The following is a 22737-nucleotide window of genomic DNA, read 5'->3' on the forward strand; positions in this document are numbered from 1 at the left end:
TCATCACTACTGAAAAGCCCAATTAGATAAACTGCGGGATTTTAGCACAGTTGTTTATATTTACAGCAAAAAATTGCGCTTAATTCAGATATAAAATCACACAGCACAAATTTCAGTAACCAAAGTCTTATATACTAGACATGAATTTAATCGGTTTGAATTTGTCGTTAATTATGATACAAAGACTATTAATCTTGAGATGAAATACTAACCCATCTCAAGGTAAAAAGTATATCCCAGATCATTAAACAACTTTCAACTGCATGTGGTGTAAAAACTCAGAGGGGAGTGACAACATGGATTTACGTGGTGATGCCTTGCAAATCCTCAAAGCAACTAGTCGAACTTTTTATATTCCAATTAGTATTTTACCGTCAGGATTGCAAGAAGCCGTTGCATCAGCATATTTGTGTATGCGTGCCATTGATGAAATTGAAGATCATCCAGACCTGGATAATTCAACAAAGGCACAACTGTTACACAATATTAGTTTGACATTACAAGCAGGAGTAGATGGCTTTGCAGTTGACGCTTTTTCCGTAGGGTTTAGCGGCTACGAGGATGTTTTGGCAGAAGTAACTCTGAGAGTCAGAGAATGGTCTTTATTAGCCCCTGAGACTATTGCACCACGGATTTGGGATGCAACCGCAGCAATGGCTGACCGGATGGCTTATTGGGCAGAAAACAACTGGAAAATTGAAACCGAGTCTGATTTAGATCGTTACACCTTTGGGGTTGCTGGCGCAGTTGGGTTGTTACTTTCAGATTTATGGACTTGGTATGATGGCACGCAAACCAACCGGACTTTAGCAATTGGCTTTGGTCGTGGCTTGCAAGCTGTCAACATCCTCCGCAACCACATTGAAGATATGGGGCGTGGTGTCAGCTTCTTTCCAGATGGTTGGACAGTCACAGAAATGCAAGAGTATGCCCTACGCAACTTAGCGTTAGCTGATGCTTATACTCAAGCTTTACCTGCTGGCCCAGCTTTAAACTTTTGTCAAATTCCGTTAACTTTGGCACATGGTACGATTGATGCTCTTGCCAATGGTAAGGAGAAACTCAGCCGCAGTGAAGTTATCGCCTTGCTTGAGCAATTAAATGCTGTCAATGTCAAAGCTAGTTAATAACTTTGTTCAATACGATTGATTAAGTAAGTTCAAGTTTAATAGTGCTGATTTTTAGACTGTGGTGTATTTTGGTTATTAACCCAAATTTTTAACTACGTCGTAAATCTCAAAAGCAAGTAACCATACAATACAGACGTGAGCGATCGCGTCTGTATTTTAACTTAAGGCTTAAGGCGCAGAAAAGGCGTATTTTTTTAAATCTGCCAAAGAACAGACTTCTAAAGCTCTAGCGTGGGTGGCTTCGAGAACGACAGGGGGCGCGTAACCAGCTTCCATTGCTTCTTGCCAACGGGCTGCACACAAACACCAGCGATCGCCAGGGCGTAATCCGGGAAAATTATATTCAGGAAATGCTGTACTCAAATCATTACCACGGGATTTGGTAAATTCCAAAAATTCGGCTGTCACCTGGGCGCAAACAACGTGCATTCCAAAATCTTGCCCACCAGTGCTACAGTAACCATCACGGTAATAACCAGTCATCGGTGAAGTACAACAAACTTCTAAATCTGTGCCGAGTACATTTTTAGCTTCTGCCATATCTGTATTTATTAGGGTTTGATTAAAGACTCTTCGGACTGGCGATATTTAGTTATTAGCCTGCGTCGTTTTAAGGGTGGATAAAGCAAGAGGCTGATTAATGGTAATCCTATCCCTGTTAGTGCTATTGGCGTGTAGGGAGTGACAAAGCCGATTATAACAATAATTCCAAAGCTAGTTCCTAACCCTGCTGTGAGTAAATACAATATCGCTCTAGACCAGTAGAATTTTTTATCCTTATTGGACTGAATATCATCTTTTCCCCAAACTACGAACCCCAAAAAACCACCATACACTAATCCCACAACAGACCCAATTATTCCCATAATCCTGAATATGTTGTTAACAACATCATAATTAGCGCCAAATACCGTTGGAATCATAGCAATGAAAAGCCCAGCACAAAGCCCCACAAAAGAGCCACTGACTAACCCAATTCCTGCCCCAATCACAGTCTTCATCACTTTCTCTAAACCAACAAAACCTATAACCCAAGTCAAGGTTGAATATGTAACAGCAAAAGCTATCAACCAATTCAAGGTTGAATATATACCAGCAAGCACCATCAACAAATTTATCAATAAAGGTGCGATCGCTCCAATTAATGCCACACCAACAAGCCAAGTGTAAGATATTTCGGTTTTTTCAATTGGTAAAGCGGCTGTCTGCACTTTTACCGTTAAAGTATGACTTGCTGGATAAGCATTACTATGCAGTATGAGTTGACGTTTATACGACTTATCCGCCATCAATTTAATCGTATCCACCTCAACTTGAAACTGGGTATGATTCCTGCTAAACGTAGTAGGTGTTACTGAAATCCAAGCGTGAGAATCTGGCGTATGTGGCGGATCATGAGGATGGGGTGCAACTTCCCATTTCCCTTGTAATAAAGTATCGGGAATAGTATTTTCAACGGTGATGCTTTGGGTGAGCTTTTCACCTAATCGGTTCGCTTTAAACTCTAATACTGTTTCACTAAAATCTATTCCGGGTACGCGCACAACTTCAAGCGGTTGGAGTGCTGTGAAGGCGGCTTGTGCATTAGCAAAGCGTTTGTTTTGTTCTGGTTGTACCATGTTTTCTAGCCAACCCAGAAACCGCAGACTTAATTGGGGGAGAAGAGGTTTAAACTTAATGATGTATGGATTATTGCGATCGCACAATTCGCGTATTTCTGTAGACTTAATTTTTGCTAATAAACAAATCAACGTTGTACCCAAAGCATACAAGTCTGTGGCTTGCGTCGGTTCAAACATTTGTTCTGGTGGAATAAAACCAGGAGTCCCCTTAAATACACTACTCCCTGCAACTTCCTGGCTACCAATACGCGCAAAACCAAAGTCAATTAAATAAACTTTGAGTTCTTCATCTACCAAAATGTTTTCCGGTTTGATATCTCGATGAATTACCGGAGGATTCAGATTTTGTAAATATCTGAGAATATCTAAGGCTTTGATAGCAATCCGCTTAATTTCTTCTGCGTCAAAATCACCGAGGCGTTCTGCTAAAGATTGGGCATGAATATATTCTTGTACTAAACAAAACCCATCAGATGTAGCAAACGAGCTTATATATCGAGGAATCCCAGGATGAGTCAGTTTTTGTAATATCTCAATTTCTCGTTGATGCGCCGCAAACCCAGACCAACTAGAACCCACTTGAGCAAAGCAAAACTGCTTTAATACTACTTGTTGTGTAGTATTAACATCTGATGCTAACCAAGTAATTCTTCCTCCTTCTCGATTGCGTCCTAATTCTCGTACAACTCGATAGCCTTGTTCACTAAAGTTTGGATAGGGAGTACTATTCATAGTTCTAGAGGAAGAGCTATAGTTTGTTAATTCTTCTGTTGTATTACGTGATTACACTTAAGATAACAAAACTAACTTTATTAATCAACGTTTTTAACAATGTTAAAGCAGGGCGCGTTGCATTTTGCTTTAACGCACCCTACTAAACTACTCTTCCCTTTTAACGCTAACTCTTGCCAAACACTGTACTTAGAGAACGGGCGATGTTTTGCGGTTGCATTGCGTCCATTGCGGCGGTTGGTTCGTAGCCGCAGTGAACCATACAATCAGCACATTGGGGATTACCACTAGCGCGGCCGTATTTACTCCAGTCTGTCTTGTCTAGCAATTCTTTGAAGCTGGTGTAATGTCCTTCATTCAACAAATAACAGGGTTTTTGCCAACCAAGAACGCTATAACTCGGACTTCCCCAAGGTGTGCATTCGTAGTCTTTTTCACCAATCAGAAAGTCTAGGAACAAGGGATTGTGATTGAAGTTCCAGTTTTTCTTACCTGATGTGTAGGGTGTGAGAATTTCCCGGAAGAGGGCGCGGGTTTGTTCGCGTTTGAGGAAATGGTCTTGATCTGGAGCCCATTCGTAGCTGTAACCAGGGGAAATCATCATCCCATCAACATTCAAGCTTTCGAGAAAATCAAAGAATTCTTGCATTTCTTTGACATTTGCACCTTCAAAGATGGTGGTGTTGGTGGTGACACGGAAACCTCTGGCTTTGGCTGCACGAATGGCGTTGACAGCAGTATCAAACACGCCTTTGCGATCAACACATTTATCATGCCATTCCCGCATTCCATCTAAGTGGACGCTGAAGGTAAAGTAAGGCGAAGGTTGGAATTTGTCGAGGCTTTTTTCCAGTAACAAGCCATTGGTACACAAGTAAACATATTTCTTGCGTTCTACTAAGCCCCGGACAATCTCATCAATTTGGGGATGGAGTAACGGTTCTCCCCCAGGAATAGAAACTACAGGTGCGCCACATTCTTCCACGGCGGCGAAGCATTCTTCTGGTGTGAGATTGCGTTTGAGAATTTCCACGGGGTGCTGAATTTTGCCACAACCAGTGCAAGCTAAATTACAGCGAAATAATGGTTCTAGCATCAATACCAAGGGGAAGCGTTTGCGCCCTAAAAAACGCTGAGTCACCAGATACTTCCCAATATCCATCGCTTGTTGTAAATTAATTCCCACTTTATTTATTACTCCTCTCTTATAAGTAAAAAGTGCTGAGTGCTGAGTGCTGAGTGCTGAGTAAAAATACTAGCCTCTAGCCTCTAGCTCCTTTCTTGACTTTTGCCTTTCATTTGACATAACCCTCAGTAATAAACCAATCCACAGCATCTTTAAGTGCTGCTTTTAAGGGGGACTGGGGTAGTCCCAACTCGCGGACAGCTTTACTCGCGTCATAGTACATGTGCTGTTGAGCCATACGGACACCATCTATAGGGACGGAAGGCGTTTTTCCTAACGGTGCGAGAATTTTCTCATCAATCCAAGCCACACTCAAGGGTATCCAAGAGGGAATGGTGCGTTGGGGTGCTGGTAAATTAGTGATTTCGGCAAGTTGTTCTAGTAATTGTTTGAGGCTGAGGTTTTGGTGTCCTAAGATATAGCGATCGCCTGTTTTCCCTTTTTGCAATGCCAGTAAATGTCCCCAAGCCACATCCCGCACATCGATGAAATTCAGCCCAGTGTCTAAATAAACTGGCATTTCTCGCCGCAAAAACCGCAGGATAATCTCGCCTGTGGGTGTGGGTTTGATATCTAGTGAACCAATCGGTGTACTGGGGTTGACAATTACGACATTTTGTCCTCTAGCTGCGGCTTGTTTGGCTTCTTGTTCGGCGAGAAATTTTGACTGTTTGTAATTACCAATCAGTTTTTCGACAGGGCTTTGATAAGTTTCATCGACAGGTTTACCGCCTGGGCCGACTCCTATGGCTGATACGGAACTGGTGTAAACAGTGCGTTCAATACCAGCTTTGCGGGCAGCTTCGAGAATATTGCGTGTACCGATGACGTTGTAACGATACAGTAGTTGTCTATCTACTTGCCACAAAGAATAATGGGCGGCGACATGGAATAAATATTGACAACCTTTCATTTGTTGCCAAATATCAGCATCTGTCAAATCGCCTTTGACTAGTTCCACATCCAAGCCGCGTAAATTATCTAAATTGCTGCTGGGGCGGACTAAAGCTTTGACTTTGTATCCTTGTTGCAGTAGTAAACGCACCAAGTGGGAACCGACAAAGCCGGTTCCACCTGTAACAAAAGCCTGCATTAGTATTTTGCCTCCTGACGAAAGCGGGGGAACCAGTCGTCTAAGATGGCGTAAACTACGGGGACAACAATCAAACTGAGGATTGTGGAACTGATCAAGCCGCCAGCAATAGCAACAGCCATAGGCGATCGCAATTCTGAACCAGCACCCAGACCCAAAGCAATGGGTAACATCCCTAATAGAGTGGAAGCAGTGGTCATCATAATCGGTCGCAGGCGCACTGGCCCCGCCTTCAAGATGGCTTCTTTGCGGCTTAAACCAGCTTGACGCAGTTGGTTGATGTAATCCACCAAGACGATCGCATTTTTGTTAGCCAGCCCCAACAAAAAGACAAAACCAATTAAGGAAATCATGCCAAAATCACTCTTGGTAAAGAGTAAGGCCAGCATGGCTCCCACAATTGACAAAGGCAGTGAAACACCAATAACTACAGGGTCTATCCAACTGCGGAACAACAAAATCAGCACCACAATAATGCAAAGTGCCGATAGTACCAAAGTAGAAGCAAAACTGCTAAAGACTTCGTTTTGTCGGGCAGAATCGCCACCCAAGTCTAAAGTTACACCAGCAGGTAACACTTCTTTGGCTTCCGCAACGATTTTGTCTGTGGCACTACCCAAAGACAAATCCTGCCCTAAATTGGCACTGATATAAGCCACACGCTGATTATTCAGTCGCTCAATTTGGAAAATTCCCCCCTGGTTTTTACTGTCACCTGTTACCGTCACATCAGCAAATCCCGGCATTTTGGCGATGCGTTCTTTAATCGCTTGGGCTGCTTTGTTCAGTTCTTGGAGATTTTCTCCCCTTAATGACACTTGTAAGGGTTTTTGCCCACCAGTATCGATAAATTGAATGTCTTCCACACTGGTAGTTACGCCTGGTAAATTAGGCAACTGAGCGCGTATTTGGTCTTGGACTTCCGCCGTCTTTAGCTCTCTGTCTTCCTTCAACTTGACGTAAAGCGTACCTTTATTGGGTTCACCTTCGCGGGAACCGACGGTAGTAAAGACTGTTTCCACGGCTGGGGATTTTCTCACCACCGCTTCTAGTTTTTTCGCAACTTCCAGAGAATCATTGAGCGGGTTGGGAAGAGAAATGGGGGGTTGAGATGACAAGGGAATCCCGGCTTGTGCTGCCTGTGCTGCTTGTTTTTGCAAAGTGGCAATATCAGGGATTTGTGGTAAGGGAGCCGTATAGGTAATATTAAATTCGCCCCGGTCTAATTTCGGGATAAAACCTTTGGGAATGAAGGGTACTAGGGCAATTCCCCCAACAAAGCTGAGAACCGCTAATAAAACTACTGTTTTGCGGTGGTTTAACGACCAATACAGCAACTTCCGGTAGGCTTGGGCAAACCCTGACCACAGTTTTCCTTCCTTGCGGGGAGTATTGGTAGAGATTGGTTTGAGCCAGTAAGTGGACAAAACTGGTGATAGTGTCCGGGCTACTAAGGTAGAAGCAATATAAGAAGCGGAAACTGTAATTCCAAAGGGCTTGAAGAATTGCCCAACGACACCACCCATCAAACCAATTGGTAAAAACACTGCCACGGCTGTAGCTGTGGTGGCAACAACGGTTAACCCAATTTCACTGGTGGCTGAGAAGGCAGCTTGACGAGGGCTTTCTCCTTCTTCAATATGCCGCATAATATTTTCGACATCGATGATGGCATCATCAATCACGCTGCCAATGACTAATGCCAACGCTAACAATGTAATCGTTTCTAAGTTGAAGCCGAAAATTGCCATGACAATAAACGTCGCCAACAATGAAGTCGGAATCGCCAGTGCCGAAATTAAGGTGGCTCGCCAACTCCACAAGAAAGGAAAGATGACGACAATAGCCAACACTATGGCTTCAATCAGCGCGTCAATGGTTGACTTGGTGGCATTACGAATATACTCAGCTTGGGTAGCAGCTAAAGTGAGTTTGACATCTTTGAGGTTAGTTGTGAGCTTTTGAACTTCTTTTTCTACCCGACTCACAACTTCTAAGGTGTTGGCGTTACCCCGTTTGATTACTTGAAAAGCCAGCGCATCTTGCCCATTAAACCGAACTAATGTGGCTCCACCTTGGGGAAGTGCCGCAGTTGCATTTTGGGCGCTTGGTAAAGCTGGTTGAGAACTAGGCTCTCCCAACAAATTGACTTTCAAAACTCCCGGTACCTTGGTAATGACTGGGATAATTTTGTCTTTTGCTACCTTGGTCAATTCTGTGAGATTCTGCGAAGCACTCTCTATTGTGTAGCTAACGGCTGCTGATTCGTTTAAATTTAGGGGAATAATTTTGTAATTTGCCCCTTGCGGCAGGCTTAACTGTTTAAGTGCAGTTTCTACCTTGCTGGTGGATTTTTCTAAATCAGTACCAACTGCAAAAGCTAAACTAACTGCCGTTTGACCAGGATAAGCTGATGAACGCAGATCATCTAGTCCTTCTACAGAGCGGAGGCGCTCTTCAATTGGTTTGGTGAGCTTGGCTTCTGTATCAATTGCTGTTGTTAGTGGTGCTGTGGCGTTAACTACCACCACCGGGAAAGTAATATCTGGAAACAAAGCATACTTGAGGGAACTGAACGCCAAAAGCCCAGCTACCGTTACAGCAATCCAGAAACTCACTGTCAACCACGAGAAGTCAATGGCCAATTTGGAGATATTGAAGCGTTCTCGTGCAGATTTTGCGCTACTAACCTTTACCATCTTGGAAAATTTTGCTGGTGTCCCAATTAATTGTCATGCTACATTAATCGTCTAAAGTTTGGGTGGTTTAGTTTCCTTTGGTGGGCAATTTTACTTAATGGGTTTCTTAAAAAAGCATAAAGGATAAACGGTCAAAAAATTTCTTCTACTTAAACACTTAATAATTAATACTGAGCAATCAGCACTAGGTAATCATTAATGTATTACTCTATGCTGAGAAATAACTTGTGTTACTCACTACATAGTCCTGATTCTAACGGCAATTTTAAGCACACATAAAATTTAATTATGAAGATTGGTTCTGTTGACCATAGGGAATTATTCTGTCGTAGTTTTATGGAGAGTTACAGGGAATATGAGCCTGAGCATCTCCCTTGGCCTGATTTGGATAATGCAGCTTTGGAACTTTTGCGAAGCATCCCTTTTTGGGGTCAGGCTTTGAATAAAGAACGTCAAGCGGGTGTTATTGTCAGTGAATATGCCAAAACTTTAGACAGTGGCATTTTACAAGATGCGATCGCTCTCCAAGGTAAAGAAGAATCTCGTCACGCTCGCTTGCTGAAAGTGTTTATTGAGCGTTATGACATTCCTATGCCTGCTTGTCCACCCATAGAAATTCCCGCTAACCTTGAGCAAACATTCATTGAATTTGGTTTTGAAGAATGTCTCGATTCTTTTTTTGCCTTTGGCTTATTTGAAATTGCGCGAGAAGCCAGAGTATTTCCTGAGCAAATCTTCACAATCTTTGACTCAATTGTTGATGAAGAGATACGGCATATTGTATTTTTTGTCAACTGGTTCACTGATTTACAAATTCAACGTGGTGATGGATTTTTACCCCTGCGGAGTGCTAAAACTCTCTGGTATTACGGTAGAGCCTTGAGCAGTGTGATTAAAGCCATTGGTGAATCTGATCCCAACGGTGCAGGTTTTACCGCCAGTGGAGCCAGTGTGTTTAGTCAAGATTTAACACTTGAAAAATTCCTCAAAGTGTGCATCCAAGAAAATCAACGGCGAATGAGTAAGTTCGACTCGCGGATATTGCAACCACAACTGCTACCTCGACTCGCCACCACAGCTTGGAATACTCTCCAGTTACTACCGAAACGGAAAGCGTTTGGGGAGGGGGTAAGGGTGTAGGGGCAAAATCAAGTCAAAAGTTAAAAGTCAAAAGTCAAAAGTAAAAAAATCTCTGAACTTTTGAATTTTGACTTCCCCGTAGGGGTGTCTACCGTGTACACACAAGTCGAAAATAGGCAGTATGAAACGCATCCCGCCTAGAACTAAAGTTCCAGGCTCATAGCTAAAGTCCACGCTTGGTGGACTGGAATGAGTTTCTTGTTGAGTCCTCTTCAGAGGACTTGCGCTGTGAGACTCGGAATTGATTCCGAGGCGGGACAGATGTACTCAACCCAGATTTGTGTGTACACCGTAGCTTAGAGGTGTAGGGGGAAGAAGTGGCTGCAAGGCTGAAACATTCACTAGTACTGATACTGATAATTCTCCCTTGTCTCCCTTGTCCCCCTTCACAAAATAATTGTCTCCACACAAATATTGATAATGAACACTGTGATTTTAGTGCCGCAGGGTGCGGAGTATAAAGCTGTGTCTCGTGGCTTGCGTCAAAATACGGAGTCTATACCAACGGTTTTGGCAATACCAGTGGGAATGCAATCGTTGACGAAATCCTTGCAGCAATTGGACAAACAGCATTCACCAGCCAAGGTAATAGTGATGGGTTTGTGTGGTAGCTTGCGCCAGAATTACGCTGTTGGGGACGTAGTATTGTATCAAAGTTGCACTTATCAAGGACTTGTGCAAGAATGCGATCGCTCCTTGATGAATCATTTATCTGCTGTACTATCAAAAGTCTCATTAGTGAAAGGCTTGACAAGCGATCGCGTCATCTGGTCTGCTACAGAAAAATCATCGTTAGCGGCAACATCTAACTGTGATGTTGTTGATATGGAAAGTTTTGCCGCTTTACAGTTTTTTCAAGCAATGGGAATTGAAGTGACTGTCTTACGGGTGGTCAGTGATGACAGTTTACATGATATTCCTGACCTTTCCGCCGCTATCAGTACCGATGGTTCACTGCAAACTTTACCTTTAGCGTGGGGTTTAATCAGTCAACCCATTGCAGCGACTCGGCTAATTCGTGGTTCTTTACAAGGTTTAAAGGTACTGGAAAAAGTTACTCAAGCACTGTTGAATCGTCACTTGATCAATACCTAAAATTTTTAACCAATAATTTACGATATCTATACACGAGGGTGTGATAATTTTGTTTTACATGAACAACCAGATCCCCGGCTTCTTGAAGAAGTCGGGGATCTGAGTCAGTATAATTTTTCAAGTTAAATAGGTTATGTATTATTACTTCTAGAGAGAATATTAATTAATGTTAAGACTTGGCTGTAACTAAAAAAGTCAAGCTATCAAATAACAAAAACTGAATTTATTTAACCAGGATAGAAGGTATGTTTATTAGTTGTAGTTTAAGCGACCTATTTAACCGAACCATAATATAAATTAATTGCTTTTTGATTATCTTGAACACAGTCAAGATTGTAAGTTTTTCCCAATATCAAATCAAGTTTAAAGTATGACCTATATTAAAAGCGCCTTTCAAGATTTTATTGCTAATGTAGCAGGATTTGAGCAATTACCTGCCGAAGTGATTGTGAGTATTGCGGAAAAACTAGAAGCTTGGCGCTATCGCATTGGGCAGAAAATTATAGGCAATGAAACCATACCACAAAAAATCATATTTTTATATGAAGGGCAAGTACGCCTGTTGGGTTATGAACCGCAAACCCAAGCAGCTATTACATTAAAATTGCTCAAACCGGGTGCAGCTATTGGGGAAATTAGTTTTTTGCGTCAGGTTCCTTGTGAAGTGGCGATCGCTTCCACGGAAGTGATATGTTTAGCTTTAAATATTGAAGAATATTCCCGCCTCATAACAGAATATCCAGAATTTGCCTACACCCGACAAAATCACAGCCATATTTCCGAAGTTTTTAGTGTTTTGGGTGTACAAGTCGCCAAACAAGCCAATTCTGTCACGAATTTTCTGGAATTATCTGAGCAAGCTTTACTCAACACTCAAATACAATACTTATCACCCGGCAAAAAATCATCTAACCAGCTAGATATTGATAGCATTTGGTTTGTGAGTGGGGGTGAAGTTAAGAATTTTCCTCCCGGTTCTCGCCTAGACTTAAATGCAGCCACAATAGACGTTACTGGGAAAAATCCTGCAAGGTTAATTGGTTTTGCACCAGGAGATTTATCATTTTTAGATAACTATTCTCAAGCTGAGGAAGAGTCTATTTATGATACACAAACAGAGATTACAGATGAGTTAGATATTCCCTACGCACCGGAAGAAATTACGGCGGTAGACTATCCAGCACCCAAAAAACAAAAGCACCTCAAATACCCCTTTGTTCGTGGTAGTGGAGAAGTCAATGCGACTTTTGCTTGTTTTCAAATGCTGTCCAAGCATTTACAAATTCCCATACGTCGAGAAGTTGTACGACGCATTTTATCTGAACAAATTAAACGCCAAGGTAGTATATCTTTTCCGGCTTGTGCATACATAGCAGAATTAATTGGTTTAAAATCCCAGTTAGTAGATTTACCCGCATCGACAATTGAACGTCTCCCCACACCAGCACTCATTCGTTATCGCAGCAATTTCGCTGTGTTGTATTCAGCAGATGCACATCATGTTGTTGTGGGTGTGCCATCCCAAGGTATAGTACGCTGTAAACCAAAAGAATTACTGGCAAATTTAGAACTAGAAGACGGTAATTACCAGCCACAAATGCGGGTATTACTGCTAAGTGCAACCAAAGAAACGCCAAAAGAAAGATTTGGTGTATCGTGGTTTTTACCTTATTTGTCGCGCTACCGTCGAGTGCTAATTGAAGTATTTATCGCTTCGTTCTTTGTCCAGTTAGCACAACTAGCAAACCCACTGGTAATTCAGTTAATTATCGACAAAGTAATTGTCCAGAACAGCATTAGTACTTTGAATGTTCTGGGTGCATTACTGTTAGTAGTGGGACTGTTTGAAGCGATAATTGGGACTTTGCGGACTTATTTATTTGTGGATACAACCAACCGCATTGATATGGGTTTGGGTTCACAGATTATTGACCACTTATTAAGATTACCACTGCGCTATTTTGAACGCCGTCCCGTCGGTGAATTGTCAACCAGAATCAACGAGTTAGAAAATATTCGTCAGTTTCTCACCGGGACAGCCTTAACTGTCGGGTTAGATGCCTTATTTTCTGTAGTTTATATTGTTGTCATGCTGTTTTACAGTTGGCAACTAACCTTAGTTGGTTTAGGGACAATTCCCATATTTGTTGTAATTACCTTAATCGCTTCACCTACAATTAGTAAACAGTTACGCAACAAAGCCGAACGCAACTCGGAAACTCAGTCTTATTTAGTTGAGGTGATGTCTGGTATTCAAACAGTAAAAGCGCAAAATATCGAATTGCGATCGCGCTTTTCTTGGCAAGAGCGTTATGCTCGTTATGTAGGCGCAGGATTTAAAACTGTTGTTACTTCAACCTTGGCTAATTCTACGAGTAACTTTCTCAATAAACTCAGTAGTTTACTAGTTTTATGGGTGGGTGCTTATTTAGTTTTGCAAGGTGAACTGACATTAGGTGAATTAATTGCATTTCGGATTATTTCTGGTTATGTCACCAGCCCAATTTTACGTTTAGCCCAACTCTGGCAAAACTTCCAAGAAACTGCTTTATCTTTAGAACGATTAAGTGATATTGTTGATACTCCAGAAGAAGGGGAAGCAGACAGAGGTAACATTCCCTTACCAGCCATTGAAGGTGCAGTGAAATTTGACAATGTTTCCTTCCGCTTTAACCCCAATGGCCCCTTACAACTAACTAATATCAACCTGGAATTTAGCACCGGACAATTTATAGGCATTGTCGGGCAGAGTGGCTCTGGTAAAAGTACAATGATGAAATTACTGCTGCGATTATATGATGTGGAATCCGGCAGAATTTTAATTGATGGTTATGATATTGCCAAAGTTGAACTTTACTCTTTAAGAAGACAAATAGGTGTCGTTCCCCAAGAAACATTATTGTTTGACGGAACAGTACAAGAAAATATTGCTTTAACTAACCCCGAAGCAACCACCGAAGAAATTATTGAAGCCGCGCGTGTGGCTTGCGCCCATGAATTTATTATGGGCTTACCCAACGGTTACAATACCCGCGTTGGTGAAAGAGGTGCGGGACTTTCGGGAGGACAAAGACAAAGAATTGCGATCGCTCGTTCTGTACTTCAACGACCAAAACTGCTAGTCTTAGATGAGGCCACCAGTGCCTTAGATTACCCCACAGAACGCCAAGTTTGTTTAAACTTAGCCAAAGCCTTTCAAGGTAGTACAGTATTTTTCATTACCCACCGCCTAAACACCGTCAGCCATGCAGATACTATCGTTGTCATGGACGCAAGCCGAGTCATAGAACAAGGAAGTCATCAAGAGTTAATGGCTGCTAAAGGTCATTATTCTTACCTATATCAACAGCAAGAAGTTAATTTGTAATTAGTCAAGGGTTAATCACTCATTATTCCTCAAGGGTAAAACTACTATGACTCAAGTAAATGGTAATCGTCTCAATGGCAATAATGGTAACGGTAAACATCATTCAGAAACTCCTACCGAATCACCTGTATTAACATCTGTAAAGAAAGTTTCCCAACAGCCTTTAATAAATCAAAGATTTGATAACTTTGAACAATCGGTTGTTTTACGCCAGTCCCCAGTTTGGTCACGCACAATTATGTTGACCTTGATAGCATTAGCTGGGTTTGGTATTGCTTGGGCTTGTATTGCCAAAATTGAACAAGTTGTACCTGCGACTGGACAATTAAAACCCCAAGGAACAGTCAAAGAAGTGCAAGCACCAGTCAATGGTGTCGTCAAAGCAATTTATGTAAAGGATGGACAGAAAGTCAACCAAGGAGATTTATTACTCACCTTTGAAACCGTTGCAACTATAGCCGAATTAAATTCCTTAATTCAAGTACGGAATAGTTTGATTCGAGAAAATCAAATTTATCGTCGCTTGATGAATTCTAGTTATACTGTGGGTTCAGAATTAGAGTTTTTACGCAGTAGATTACCAACAGATGCCGTATTTTTGTTGAAAAGTCGCGCCGCCTTAGTTGCTGAAAATGAATTGTTACGCAAAGAACTAAGAAGTTCCTCATCTACTCAAGGGCTGGGTGTGGATGAACAACAACGTCTACAAGTGTCTAAACTAGAATTAGCTACCCGCGCCAATGCAGCACAATTAGAAATTGAAAAAACCAAAAAACAACTAACCCAAAACCAAGTTAAAATCGCTGATACCCAATCAAGTTTAGCAATTCAACAGCAGATTTTCAATAAACTGAAAACCTTGGCTGAAGAAGGGGGAATTTCTCAGTTACAATATCTGAATCAACAACAACAAGTACAAACCCTAGAAGCCGAAGTCGCCCAACTACAAGAAGAAGATAAACGCCTCAAATATGAAATCGAAAGAGGACGGCAAGAACTAACTAATACTGTAGCGGTTTCCGGTAAAAATGTTTTAGAAAAAATCTCAGAAAATAAACAGCGTATCGCAGATATTGATAGCCAATTTATCAAAATTGTCCTAGAGAACGAACAGCGTTTAGCAGATATTACTAGTAAACTTTCCCAAGCCCAACTCAATCTCAGATACCAAGAACTCCGCGCACCTGTGAGTGGGACAGTTTTTGATTTACAAGCAAAAAATCCGGGGTTTGTAGCTAATTCAACCCAAAAATTACTGCAAATTGTCCCCAACGATAAGTATATTGCTGACGTATTTATTACTAATCAAGATATTGGATTTGTCCGGGAAGGAATGAAGGCGGATATCAGAATTGATTCTTTTCCTTTCAGCGAATTTGGTGATATTAAAGGAGAATTAGTTTCTGTGGGTTCTGATGCTTTACCACCGGATGAAACTCATAAATTCTACCGATTCCCTGCCAGAATATCCTTAGATAAGCAAGCACTCGAAATGAATGGGAAAGAACTACCCTTGCAGTCTGGGATGTCAATCACAGCTAATATTAAGGTAAGGGAAGAAAGAACGGTCATGAGTCTATTTACTGAGTTGTTTACCAAGCAAGTGGACAGTTTAAAAGAAGTACGCTAATTTAGGCGCTTTGAGTTTTGTTGCAGCGATCGCATTTACACCAACCTATGACTTTACGGTAAAGTAAAGGCGATCGCATATTTATTTCTACCTACTTGTATGGTTTTTCATCAACGCATCGAACCAGCACCTGGACAAGAATCAGTATGGGATTATCCCCGTCCCCCGCGCTTAGAACCTGTCAACAAACACATACAGATAATTTTTAATGGCGTAACCATTGCAGACACCCACAACGCCAAACGTGTCTTAGAAACCAGCCATCCCCCCTCCTACTACCTCCCACCAGAAGATATCAAAATGGAATATTTGATATCAGTACCCCAATCTAGTTTTTGCGAGTGGAAAGGACGCGCCGGTTATTACACCATTCGCGTTGGTGATAAAGAAGTCCAAAACGCCGCTTGGTATTATCCCAGCCCAACATCAGCATTTGCATCTATTAAAGACCATGTGGCTTTCTACGCTCATTTAATGGATGCTTGTTATGTAGATGGTGAAAAAGTCCAACCACAACCAGGAAACTTCTACGGTGGTTGGGTGACTAATAATATTGTCGGGCCATTTAAAGGCAGCCCCGGTACTTGGGGATGGTAAATTTCTGTGTGCTGAGTTGAAATAATCAAAACTCTGTCATAGCGTTTTTCATTCCAATAACGTACATCAATCTAGCCTCTAGCCTCTATCAACTTGTACTGCACTTAATCAGAAAACGCTATACCTGTCACCTATAACCTGTAACCTATAACCTACTCAAAACAACAACACCCTAACTACTACTCACTTAGTAATTTCCTCAAATACATCATTCATCTTAGGCTTTAACCGATATACATTCAACTATCAGTTATAACGCCTCAGTTTACCCAGAGGAGGAAATATTAGTGTTCGAGTTGGGTGTTGTCGTTTATGCGAGACAGATTCAAATTAAACAGCGTTTTTACCTCATAACTAACTTGAACATTGGCTGTTGATCTGCCAGGGAAGTTTCTCAACTTCAATTATTAATTTATCACAGCTAAATCTTGAGAATTAACTTTGATACCAAAGTTTACTCTTTGACATTATATTACTTACATAATATGTTGCTAAATATTAAGACATCCTGAGTCAAAGTTAGGAGATATTAGGGTTTTAGAAAATAAATCTACCCTCTGCCAAAAGGTTTAAAGTAGGGATGGGTTTACAGATATGCTCACCAATTAACGATGATCTAAATAAACCCGCCCCTACTAAATTCGCTTCATTACACCCAAGCTACGCAAATTTTATCATTCTCAGCACTTTCAACTCAGCACTCTTTATGAAATAGATCCCCGACTTGTTAAACAAGTCGGGGATCTGGAATGAGTATGAGATTGACGACGTGAGTCAACTGCTGATGTTTCATGAGACTTTTCTCATGTTTCCTTAATTATGTTCTCATCAAGCCCTAATTAAATTTAGATTAAGTCAAAGTTAAACTTCAGGCTGCAATTTCAGTCAAGAGGCACACCTACAAATAAGTCTGTCTCAACCAGTGTCAGCAAAACCTAGAACATGAAACTACCTGTAAATCAACACAAGGGTATCCCGATAAATAATTTATTAGTGAGACTTAGTAAATTTTTTCGCATTTCCAACCGTTGGCAAATTAAGTCACTCGTAACACTATTTTTAACATCTCTATCTGGAGTAGTAGTCTTTTTGCCCCAGGGTTTATCTATACCAGGAAGGTTGACTATATTTGTCTTTCTCCTAGCAGTCATTTTGTGGTCAACGACTTCAATTAATGCTGGTTATGTGGCTTTATTTTCTGTGCTATTGCTGCTATTAACCGGAAGCATTTCTCAAGAACAGTTTTTTGAGTCTTTGGGGTCTGATGTTGTTTGGTTAATGATAGGGGCGTTTATTTTAGGAGGTGCAGTTAAGCAAACAGGTTTAGCCACAAGACTGACTCAAATAGTGGCAGCAAAAGCACATAATGTTAGCAGTTTATTTTGGCTATTAACTACAGTTTTAATTCCCCTATCTTTTTTAATTCCCTCGACTTCGGGACGTGCTGCTGTTACCCATCCGATTTATCGTAGTGTCGCCAATGCTACAGACGATCAACGAACTCGTCAGGCGATCGCACTCTTAATGCCCACTGTAATTCTAGTCTCTACAATCATTTCGCTCACAGGCGCAGGCTCCCATTTAGTCGCCCAAGATTTACTAAAAGAAATTTCTAATACCAGTATTTCTTTTAGTCAGTGGTTACTTTATGGCTTACCTTTTGGAGTTGTTGCTAGTTACGCCTCTTGTTGGGTAATTATGCGGTTGTTTTTAGACAAACAACGCCTGCAACAAAAATTAAATGTGGAATGTTTACAAACAAAACCTTTATCTCCACCAGAACGCCAAACATTATGGGTTGTTTTGTTAATGTTGGCACTGTGGCTAACAGAACAATGGCATGGTTTAGAAATAGCTACCGTCACCGTCATCGGTGCCATGATTCTCACCGCGCCGAACTTTGGAGTGATTAAATGGAAAGATGCTGTCAAAGCTGTTTCCTGGAATTTAATTATTTTTGTCGGGGCAACTTTAGTATTAGGTAAAGCATTAATCAGTTCTGGTGCTTCGGGATGGTTGATTAACAATATTTTTCAATTTAGTGACATCAACAGCGCCAAATCTCACTTCTTAATTTTGTTACTAATTGCCATTATTTCTCTCACTTCCCACATATATATGACTTCTCACACCGCTAGGGCAGCAGCTTTAGTACCGCCGTTGCTTTATCTCGCTAACAGTTTAAATATCAATCCTGTTGCTGTCTTATTTCTCAGCACTTTGGGTATGGACTATTGCCTAACTTTTCCTGTCAGTTCTAAAGCATTAATGGTTTATCAAGATGCCGACGAAGGTTTTAAACCAACAGATTTACTCCGGTTAAGTTCAGTAATGATTGTGATTCACTTGGCTTTAATTCTGCTGTTTTATTACACCTGGTGGCGTTGGGTAGGATTATCTCTCTAATTCTTCCCCATCTCTCTAAATTTAACGACAAAAAAAGCGGCTGGTTTGCCGCAGGAAATTAATAATGACACTAAACATTCTAATCGCTCCTTCTGGATTTAAAGAAAGTCTTGATGCAGAACAAGTCGCTGACTGTATTGCTACAGGTATCGCCAGAGTTATACCCGATGTAAATATTTGCAAAGCACCTTTAGTAGATGGCGGTGAAGGCTTTACCAAAACCTTAGTTGCAGCCACAGGCGGAACCTTGCATCACTTGGAAGTAACTGGCCCTGTAGGACAAAAAGTACAATCTCACTTTGGCTTTTTGGGTGGAACTATGAAAAAAACCGCAGTCTTAGAAATGGCGGCGGCGGCTGGGTTGCGGCTTGTACCTACCGATATGCGAAATCCCATGATAACCACGACTTATGGAGTAGGTGAGTTAATTAAGGCTGCTTTAGATGCTGGTGCTGAACGTATTTTAGTCGGCTGTGGCGACTCTGGCACAAACGATGGTGGTGCGGGAATGGCGCAAGCTTTGGGTGTGAAGTTGCTAGATAACAATGGTAATGAGTTAGGTTTGGGTTGTAGTGAATTAGTTAAACTCCAACGCATAGATTTATCTGCCAAGGACTGTCGTTTAAATCAAGTCGAGATTGATGTTGCTTGCAATTGGCATAATCTTTTGTGTGGAGAGAAAGGCGTGGCGAGAGTTTTCGGCCCTCAAAAAGGCGCATCTGCTGAAACGGTAGAACAAATGGCTTTTGCGTTAGAACACTATGCGGCGGTTATCAAAGCAGATTTAGGTTTAGATGTGCGAGAAATGGCTGGTAGTGGTGCTTCTGGTGGTTTGGGTACGGGCTTACACGCTTTAATTGGCGCGACATTACACCCACGCTACGATATTGTGATGCAGTATTTGGAATTAGATAATTTAATTCCTCAAGCTGATTTAGTAATTACAGCAGAAGGTTGCATTGATTTTCAAACGCCACGGGGTAAAATTCCGGCGGAAGTTGCTAAACGTGCCAAGCGTTATCAATTACCAGTGATTGCATTAGTTGGGACAATTGGCGAAGGCGCAGAAATTAATTTTCAACAAGGAATTGATTATTTCAATAGTATTTTGACTCATCCTTGTCAATTAAATGAGGCGATTTCTCAAACTGCAACTTTATTAACTAATGCGGCGGAACAAGTGGCGCGGTTGCTATTAGTTGGTAAGCAAATTCGCCGTTATCAGGACTTACGCCAGGGGAATAAAAAAAATCACAGAAGACGCAGAGTTGGAGAGAGTCAGTTAGTGACTTCCAGCTATAAATCTATCAGTTAAGTATAGCAAAGTAAATATTTGTAGTTGGGAAGAGGCAGGAGGAAAAAGGGTTTTAGTTTGATTTTTTTCTTAACATAGTTATGTTTCCCCACCGACTTACTTAATTTGAATTGAAATATTTCCCCAAAATTTACTATTTATACGGTAATTTTGGGGAATTTTAAATGTGGATAAATCAGGAGTAATCATGCAGAAAATTTTGATTGTTGAAGATGAAATTCGGATTGCATCATTTATTGAAAAAGGCTTGCGGCAGAATGGTTTTAATACTGCGATCGCAAATAATGGCGAACAAGCTTTACAAATGTTAACTACAGCCAAATTTGATTTATTGTTATTAGATATTAATATCTCTGTCAAGGATGGTTTAACAGTTATGTCTGAATTACGCGAACATAATTTACTGATTCCCACCATCATAGTTAGCGCAAATCATGACATTTTAAAAAAAGTTTCTCAATCAGGAAATAAAGCTGTCCCTTACATCAGTAAACCATTTAAATTTACCGATTTATTGAACAGCGTTCGCGCTCATTTATCGCCAAATAATTAAAATTCTAAGCTGGTGCGAATAGTTCCGACTAAAAGACTATCGTTATTGGCATTATGTTCAGGGTTAGTAATTAAAAATATTCCGGGAGTAATCGAAATATTCTCTGTCACCTGAAACCGATAAAAACCTTCAATATGTAAAGAAGTATCATGATCAGCCAGCAAACTACTATTAATAACTTTTGGTGGCATTCCCACAACTAAACCTGCTAAATTACCCTCACTACCCAAATCAGGAAAAGCTAAACTAATGGCATAATTTAAAATCTCTGCATCATTATTTGTGACTGGCGAGGCTGCTTGTGTATATCCCACCCAACCAGAAACAATAAACTTAGGATTGATTCGCCAGCTAGTTTCTAAACCAAAGGAGTTGGCTGTGGTTGAAACATTACCAAAAGGGCTACGCGCTGTTAAACTACCCGTGCTACCTGTCAAATTTACGTCACTTGCTCCACCGCCTGCATAGTAAGTATGAATATAGGTAAAAACAATGCCTAAATTGTGAGTTGGTTGATAAGTAACATTTCCCAGTGCAGCAAAATTACCATTAAATAAACCGTTTTTTTCTGTTGGTAAAGCTGCATTATTAGTTAGATAAGCAAAGCCAAAATTAGTATTATTATTGATTTGATAATTTATTCCTAACCCTGTGCCATCTATACCTCTTACAATCGGGTTATATCTACCAAAGCGGGAAACTGCACCACTATCACTACTTGCTAAAGGATTGATTGGTTTAGCAATATCATTTAACTCCATTTCAGTGATAGCAATTGTGGTTTTGATTCTATCTCCAATCGGGAAAGCATAATATACTTCATCTAGACCAATATTATTATTCGTATCTTCATCAAAACCTAAACGTGTCATTCCTGTTCCGGTAATATTTTCATCAAATTCAGGAATATTACCTGACTCTAAACGGATATTTAATTCATCTTTACCAGTAAAACTCGTGAGAAAATTTAACCGCACACGTTGAGCTAAGGTGAGATTTGTATTTAAATCAAGATTGTTATTAAGATGATCATCTTTATCGGCAACTGTTTCACCAAAAACGCCAGCCGCGCCTATAATAACTTCCGCTTCTAGTTTTGTAGTGGTAGCAAATTGATTTGCTGCTAAATTAGAAGTGTGACTTTCTAAAGTTTCTACACGATTGCGAATTATGGATAATTCAGCAGAAAATTTTGCTTGGAGTTTTTGAATTAAATCTAAGTCTACTTTAGTTATAGAACTATCTTTTGCTGTAGTTATGATTTCTTGAATTTTCGCTAGACAAGTATTTAAAGCTGCGGCAAACTCATAACGTGACATTGCACTATTGCCTAAATAACTGCCATTAGAATAACCAGCAATACAACCATATCTTTCTACCAAAGATTGTAAAGCCTGAAATGCCCAGTCTGTAGGTAGAATATCAGACAGTTGAGAAACTGAAGTTAATTGTGCTAGTTCTTTTTGAGGTGTATCTAGCTGAGTTTCTCCGGCAAAAGTTGGTGAAATAGTTGGAAATGTGGAGAATAATAAGCTTGATAAAAAAGTTATTTTTTTACACACATTAGACATGGGAACAGCCAGAGTTAATGATCAATACTTTGTATTAACTCTATCTTAATTGAATCTTAAATTAAGCTGATAAATCATGAGAATTTTCTCATGATTAAACTTAATCTTCATACATATCTACTTGTGTATTGCCATGAACATCAAAATATAATTCATATTCCATTTCACCATCAGTAATATCTACTTCATAAAAGTTACCTTTGGGTGTAATTTCAATTTCATATTTGGTAATTTTAAATGTTGGATATTCTTGGCGAATACGTTTTAAAATAACATCAGGAAATTCTTTCTCAGTCACATAGTATTCTGTTTCTAACCATTCACCTGTCTCAGAAAACTCAGCTTCGTATTTAACATTTTTTTTAATAAAAGTTGCTTCATACCCATAATAATTTCTTTGCCAGAGACGCGGTTTTTCAGAATATTTATTTGTGAATGCAGATTCTACACTTGCAGGAGTTTCTGGCAATTTGTCTTGATTTGATACAATATCACAACCAGCGATCGCTAAAACTAACACAGCATTAAAAATGCCGACTATAGTTTTTTGTAGAGGCATCATAAAACTTGAGTTCTACCAATTACATTGAGATGATTCTAT

At 40.5% G+C, this 22737-nt stretch carries 16 protein-coding genes; 9 read left to right on the plus strand and 7 right to left on the minus strand.

The genetic code is table 11. The features are described 5' to 3' along the window. The first annotated feature begins 296 nt into the window (after positions 1-296). A complete protein-coding gene (locus tag H6G28_RS02640; RefSeq protein ID WP_190587969.1) occupies positions 297-1127 on the plus strand; it encodes a squalene/phytoene synthase family protein in 831 nt (276 codons plus the stop codon). Between the two features lie 171 nt (positions 1128-1298). Here the strand turns inward: H6G28_RS02640 and H6G28_RS02645 are convergent, their stop codons facing one another. From H6G28_RS02645 to H6G28_RS02665, 5 genes are all read right to left on the minus strand, one after another. Continuing rightward, positions 1299-1670, minus strand: coding sequence for a DUF2237 family protein (locus tag H6G28_RS02645; RefSeq protein WP_190668785.1), 372 nt, complete (start codon positions 1668-1670; stop codon positions 1299-1301). 11 nt (positions 1671-1681) lie between these two features. After that, entirely contained in the window at positions 1682-3484 is a 1803-nt protein-coding gene (locus H6G28_RS02650) for a serine/threonine protein kinase (protein ID WP_190668787.1), read from the minus strand. Positions 3485-3650: 166 nt separating this feature from the next. Next, complete coding sequence (gene hpnH, locus H6G28_RS02655) at positions 3651-4670, minus strand: adenosyl-hopene transferase HpnH (protein WP_190587966.1); 1020 nt, start codon at positions 4668-4670, stop codon at positions 3651-3653. A gap of 109 nt (positions 4671-4779) precedes the next feature. After that, positions 4780-5763, minus strand: coding sequence for a hopanoid-associated sugar epimerase (hpnA, locus tag H6G28_RS02660; protein ID WP_190668789.1), 984 nt, complete (start codon positions 5761-5763; stop codon positions 4780-4782). After that, the gene (locus H6G28_RS02665) at positions 5763-8462 is read right to left on the minus strand and encodes an efflux RND transporter permease subunit (protein ID WP_190668791.1); all 2700 of its coding nucleotides are present in this window, start codon (positions 8460-8462) and stop codon (positions 5763-5765) included. The genes hpnA and H6G28_RS02665 overlap by 1 nt, the downstream gene beginning before the upstream one ends. A 288-nt stretch (positions 8463-8750) precedes the next feature. On the opposite strand from H6G28_RS02665, the gene H6G28_RS02670 reads away from it, so the two are divergent. The 8 genes from H6G28_RS02670 (at position 8751) to H6G28_RS02705 (ending at position 20565) form a co-directional block, all read left to right on the plus strand. Further along, positions 8751-9602 carry a ferritin-like domain-containing protein gene (locus H6G28_RS02670; RefSeq protein WP_190668794.1) on the plus strand — a complete coding sequence of 284 codons (852 nt, stop codon included), beginning with the start codon at positions 8751-8753 and terminating at the stop codon, positions 9600-9602. Positions 9603-10022: 420 nt separating this feature from the next. Next, complete coding sequence (locus H6G28_RS02675; RefSeq protein ID WP_190668795.1) at positions 10023-10697, plus strand: 5'-methylthioadenosine/S-adenosylhomocysteine nucleosidase family protein; 675 nt, start codon at positions 10023-10025, stop codon at positions 10695-10697. 370 nt (positions 10698-11067) lie between these two features. Beyond that, positions 11068-14064: a peptidase domain-containing ABC transporter gene (locus H6G28_RS02680; protein WP_190587961.1), complete on the plus strand. Its 2997-nt coding sequence runs from the start codon at positions 11068-11070 to the stop codon at positions 14062-14064. A gap of 46 nt (positions 14065-14110) precedes the next feature. Continuing rightward, entirely contained in the window at positions 14111-15694 is a 1584-nt protein-coding gene (locus H6G28_RS02685) for a beta-barrel domain-containing protein (RefSeq protein ID WP_190587960.1), read from the plus strand. Between the two features lie 99 nt (positions 15695-15793). Beyond that, positions 15794-16291 carry a DUF427 domain-containing protein gene (locus H6G28_RS02690; protein WP_190587959.1) on the plus strand — a complete coding sequence of 166 codons (498 nt, stop codon included), beginning with the start codon at positions 15794-15796 and terminating at the stop codon, positions 16289-16291. Positions 16292-17233: 942 nt separating this feature from the next. Beyond that, the gene (locus H6G28_RS02695; RefSeq protein ID WP_190668797.1) at positions 17234-18697 is read left to right on the plus strand and encodes an SLC13 family permease; all 1464 of its coding nucleotides are present in this window, start codon (positions 17234-17236) and stop codon (positions 18695-18697) included. Positions 18698-18761: 64 nt separating this feature from the next. Next, positions 18762-20012, plus strand: coding sequence for a glycerate kinase family protein (locus H6G28_RS02700; protein ID WP_190668800.1), 1251 nt, complete (start codon positions 18762-18764; stop codon positions 20010-20012). 187 nt (positions 20013-20199) lie between these two features. Then, a complete protein-coding gene (locus H6G28_RS02705; RefSeq protein WP_190587956.1) occupies positions 20200-20565 on the plus strand; it encodes a response regulator transcription factor in 366 nt (121 codons plus the stop codon). Here H6G28_RS02705 and H6G28_RS02710 read toward each other — a convergent pair. Further along, complete coding sequence (locus tag H6G28_RS02710) at positions 20562-22136, minus strand: iron uptake porin (protein ID WP_190668802.1); 1575 nt, start codon at positions 22134-22136, stop codon at positions 20562-20564. The genes H6G28_RS02705 and H6G28_RS02710 overlap by 4 nt on opposite strands. Before the next feature lie 100 nt (positions 22137-22236). Continuing rightward, entirely contained in the window at positions 22237-22698 is a 462-nt protein-coding gene (locus H6G28_RS02715; protein WP_242048156.1) for a PepSY-like domain-containing protein, read from the minus strand. Between the last annotated feature and the right edge of the window lie 39 nt (positions 22699-22737).

It is taken from the genome of Nostoc sp. FACHB-190, assembly GCF_014696905.1.
Lineage (GTDB): Bacteria > Cyanobacteriota > Cyanobacteriia > Cyanobacteriales > Nostocaceae > Nostoc_B.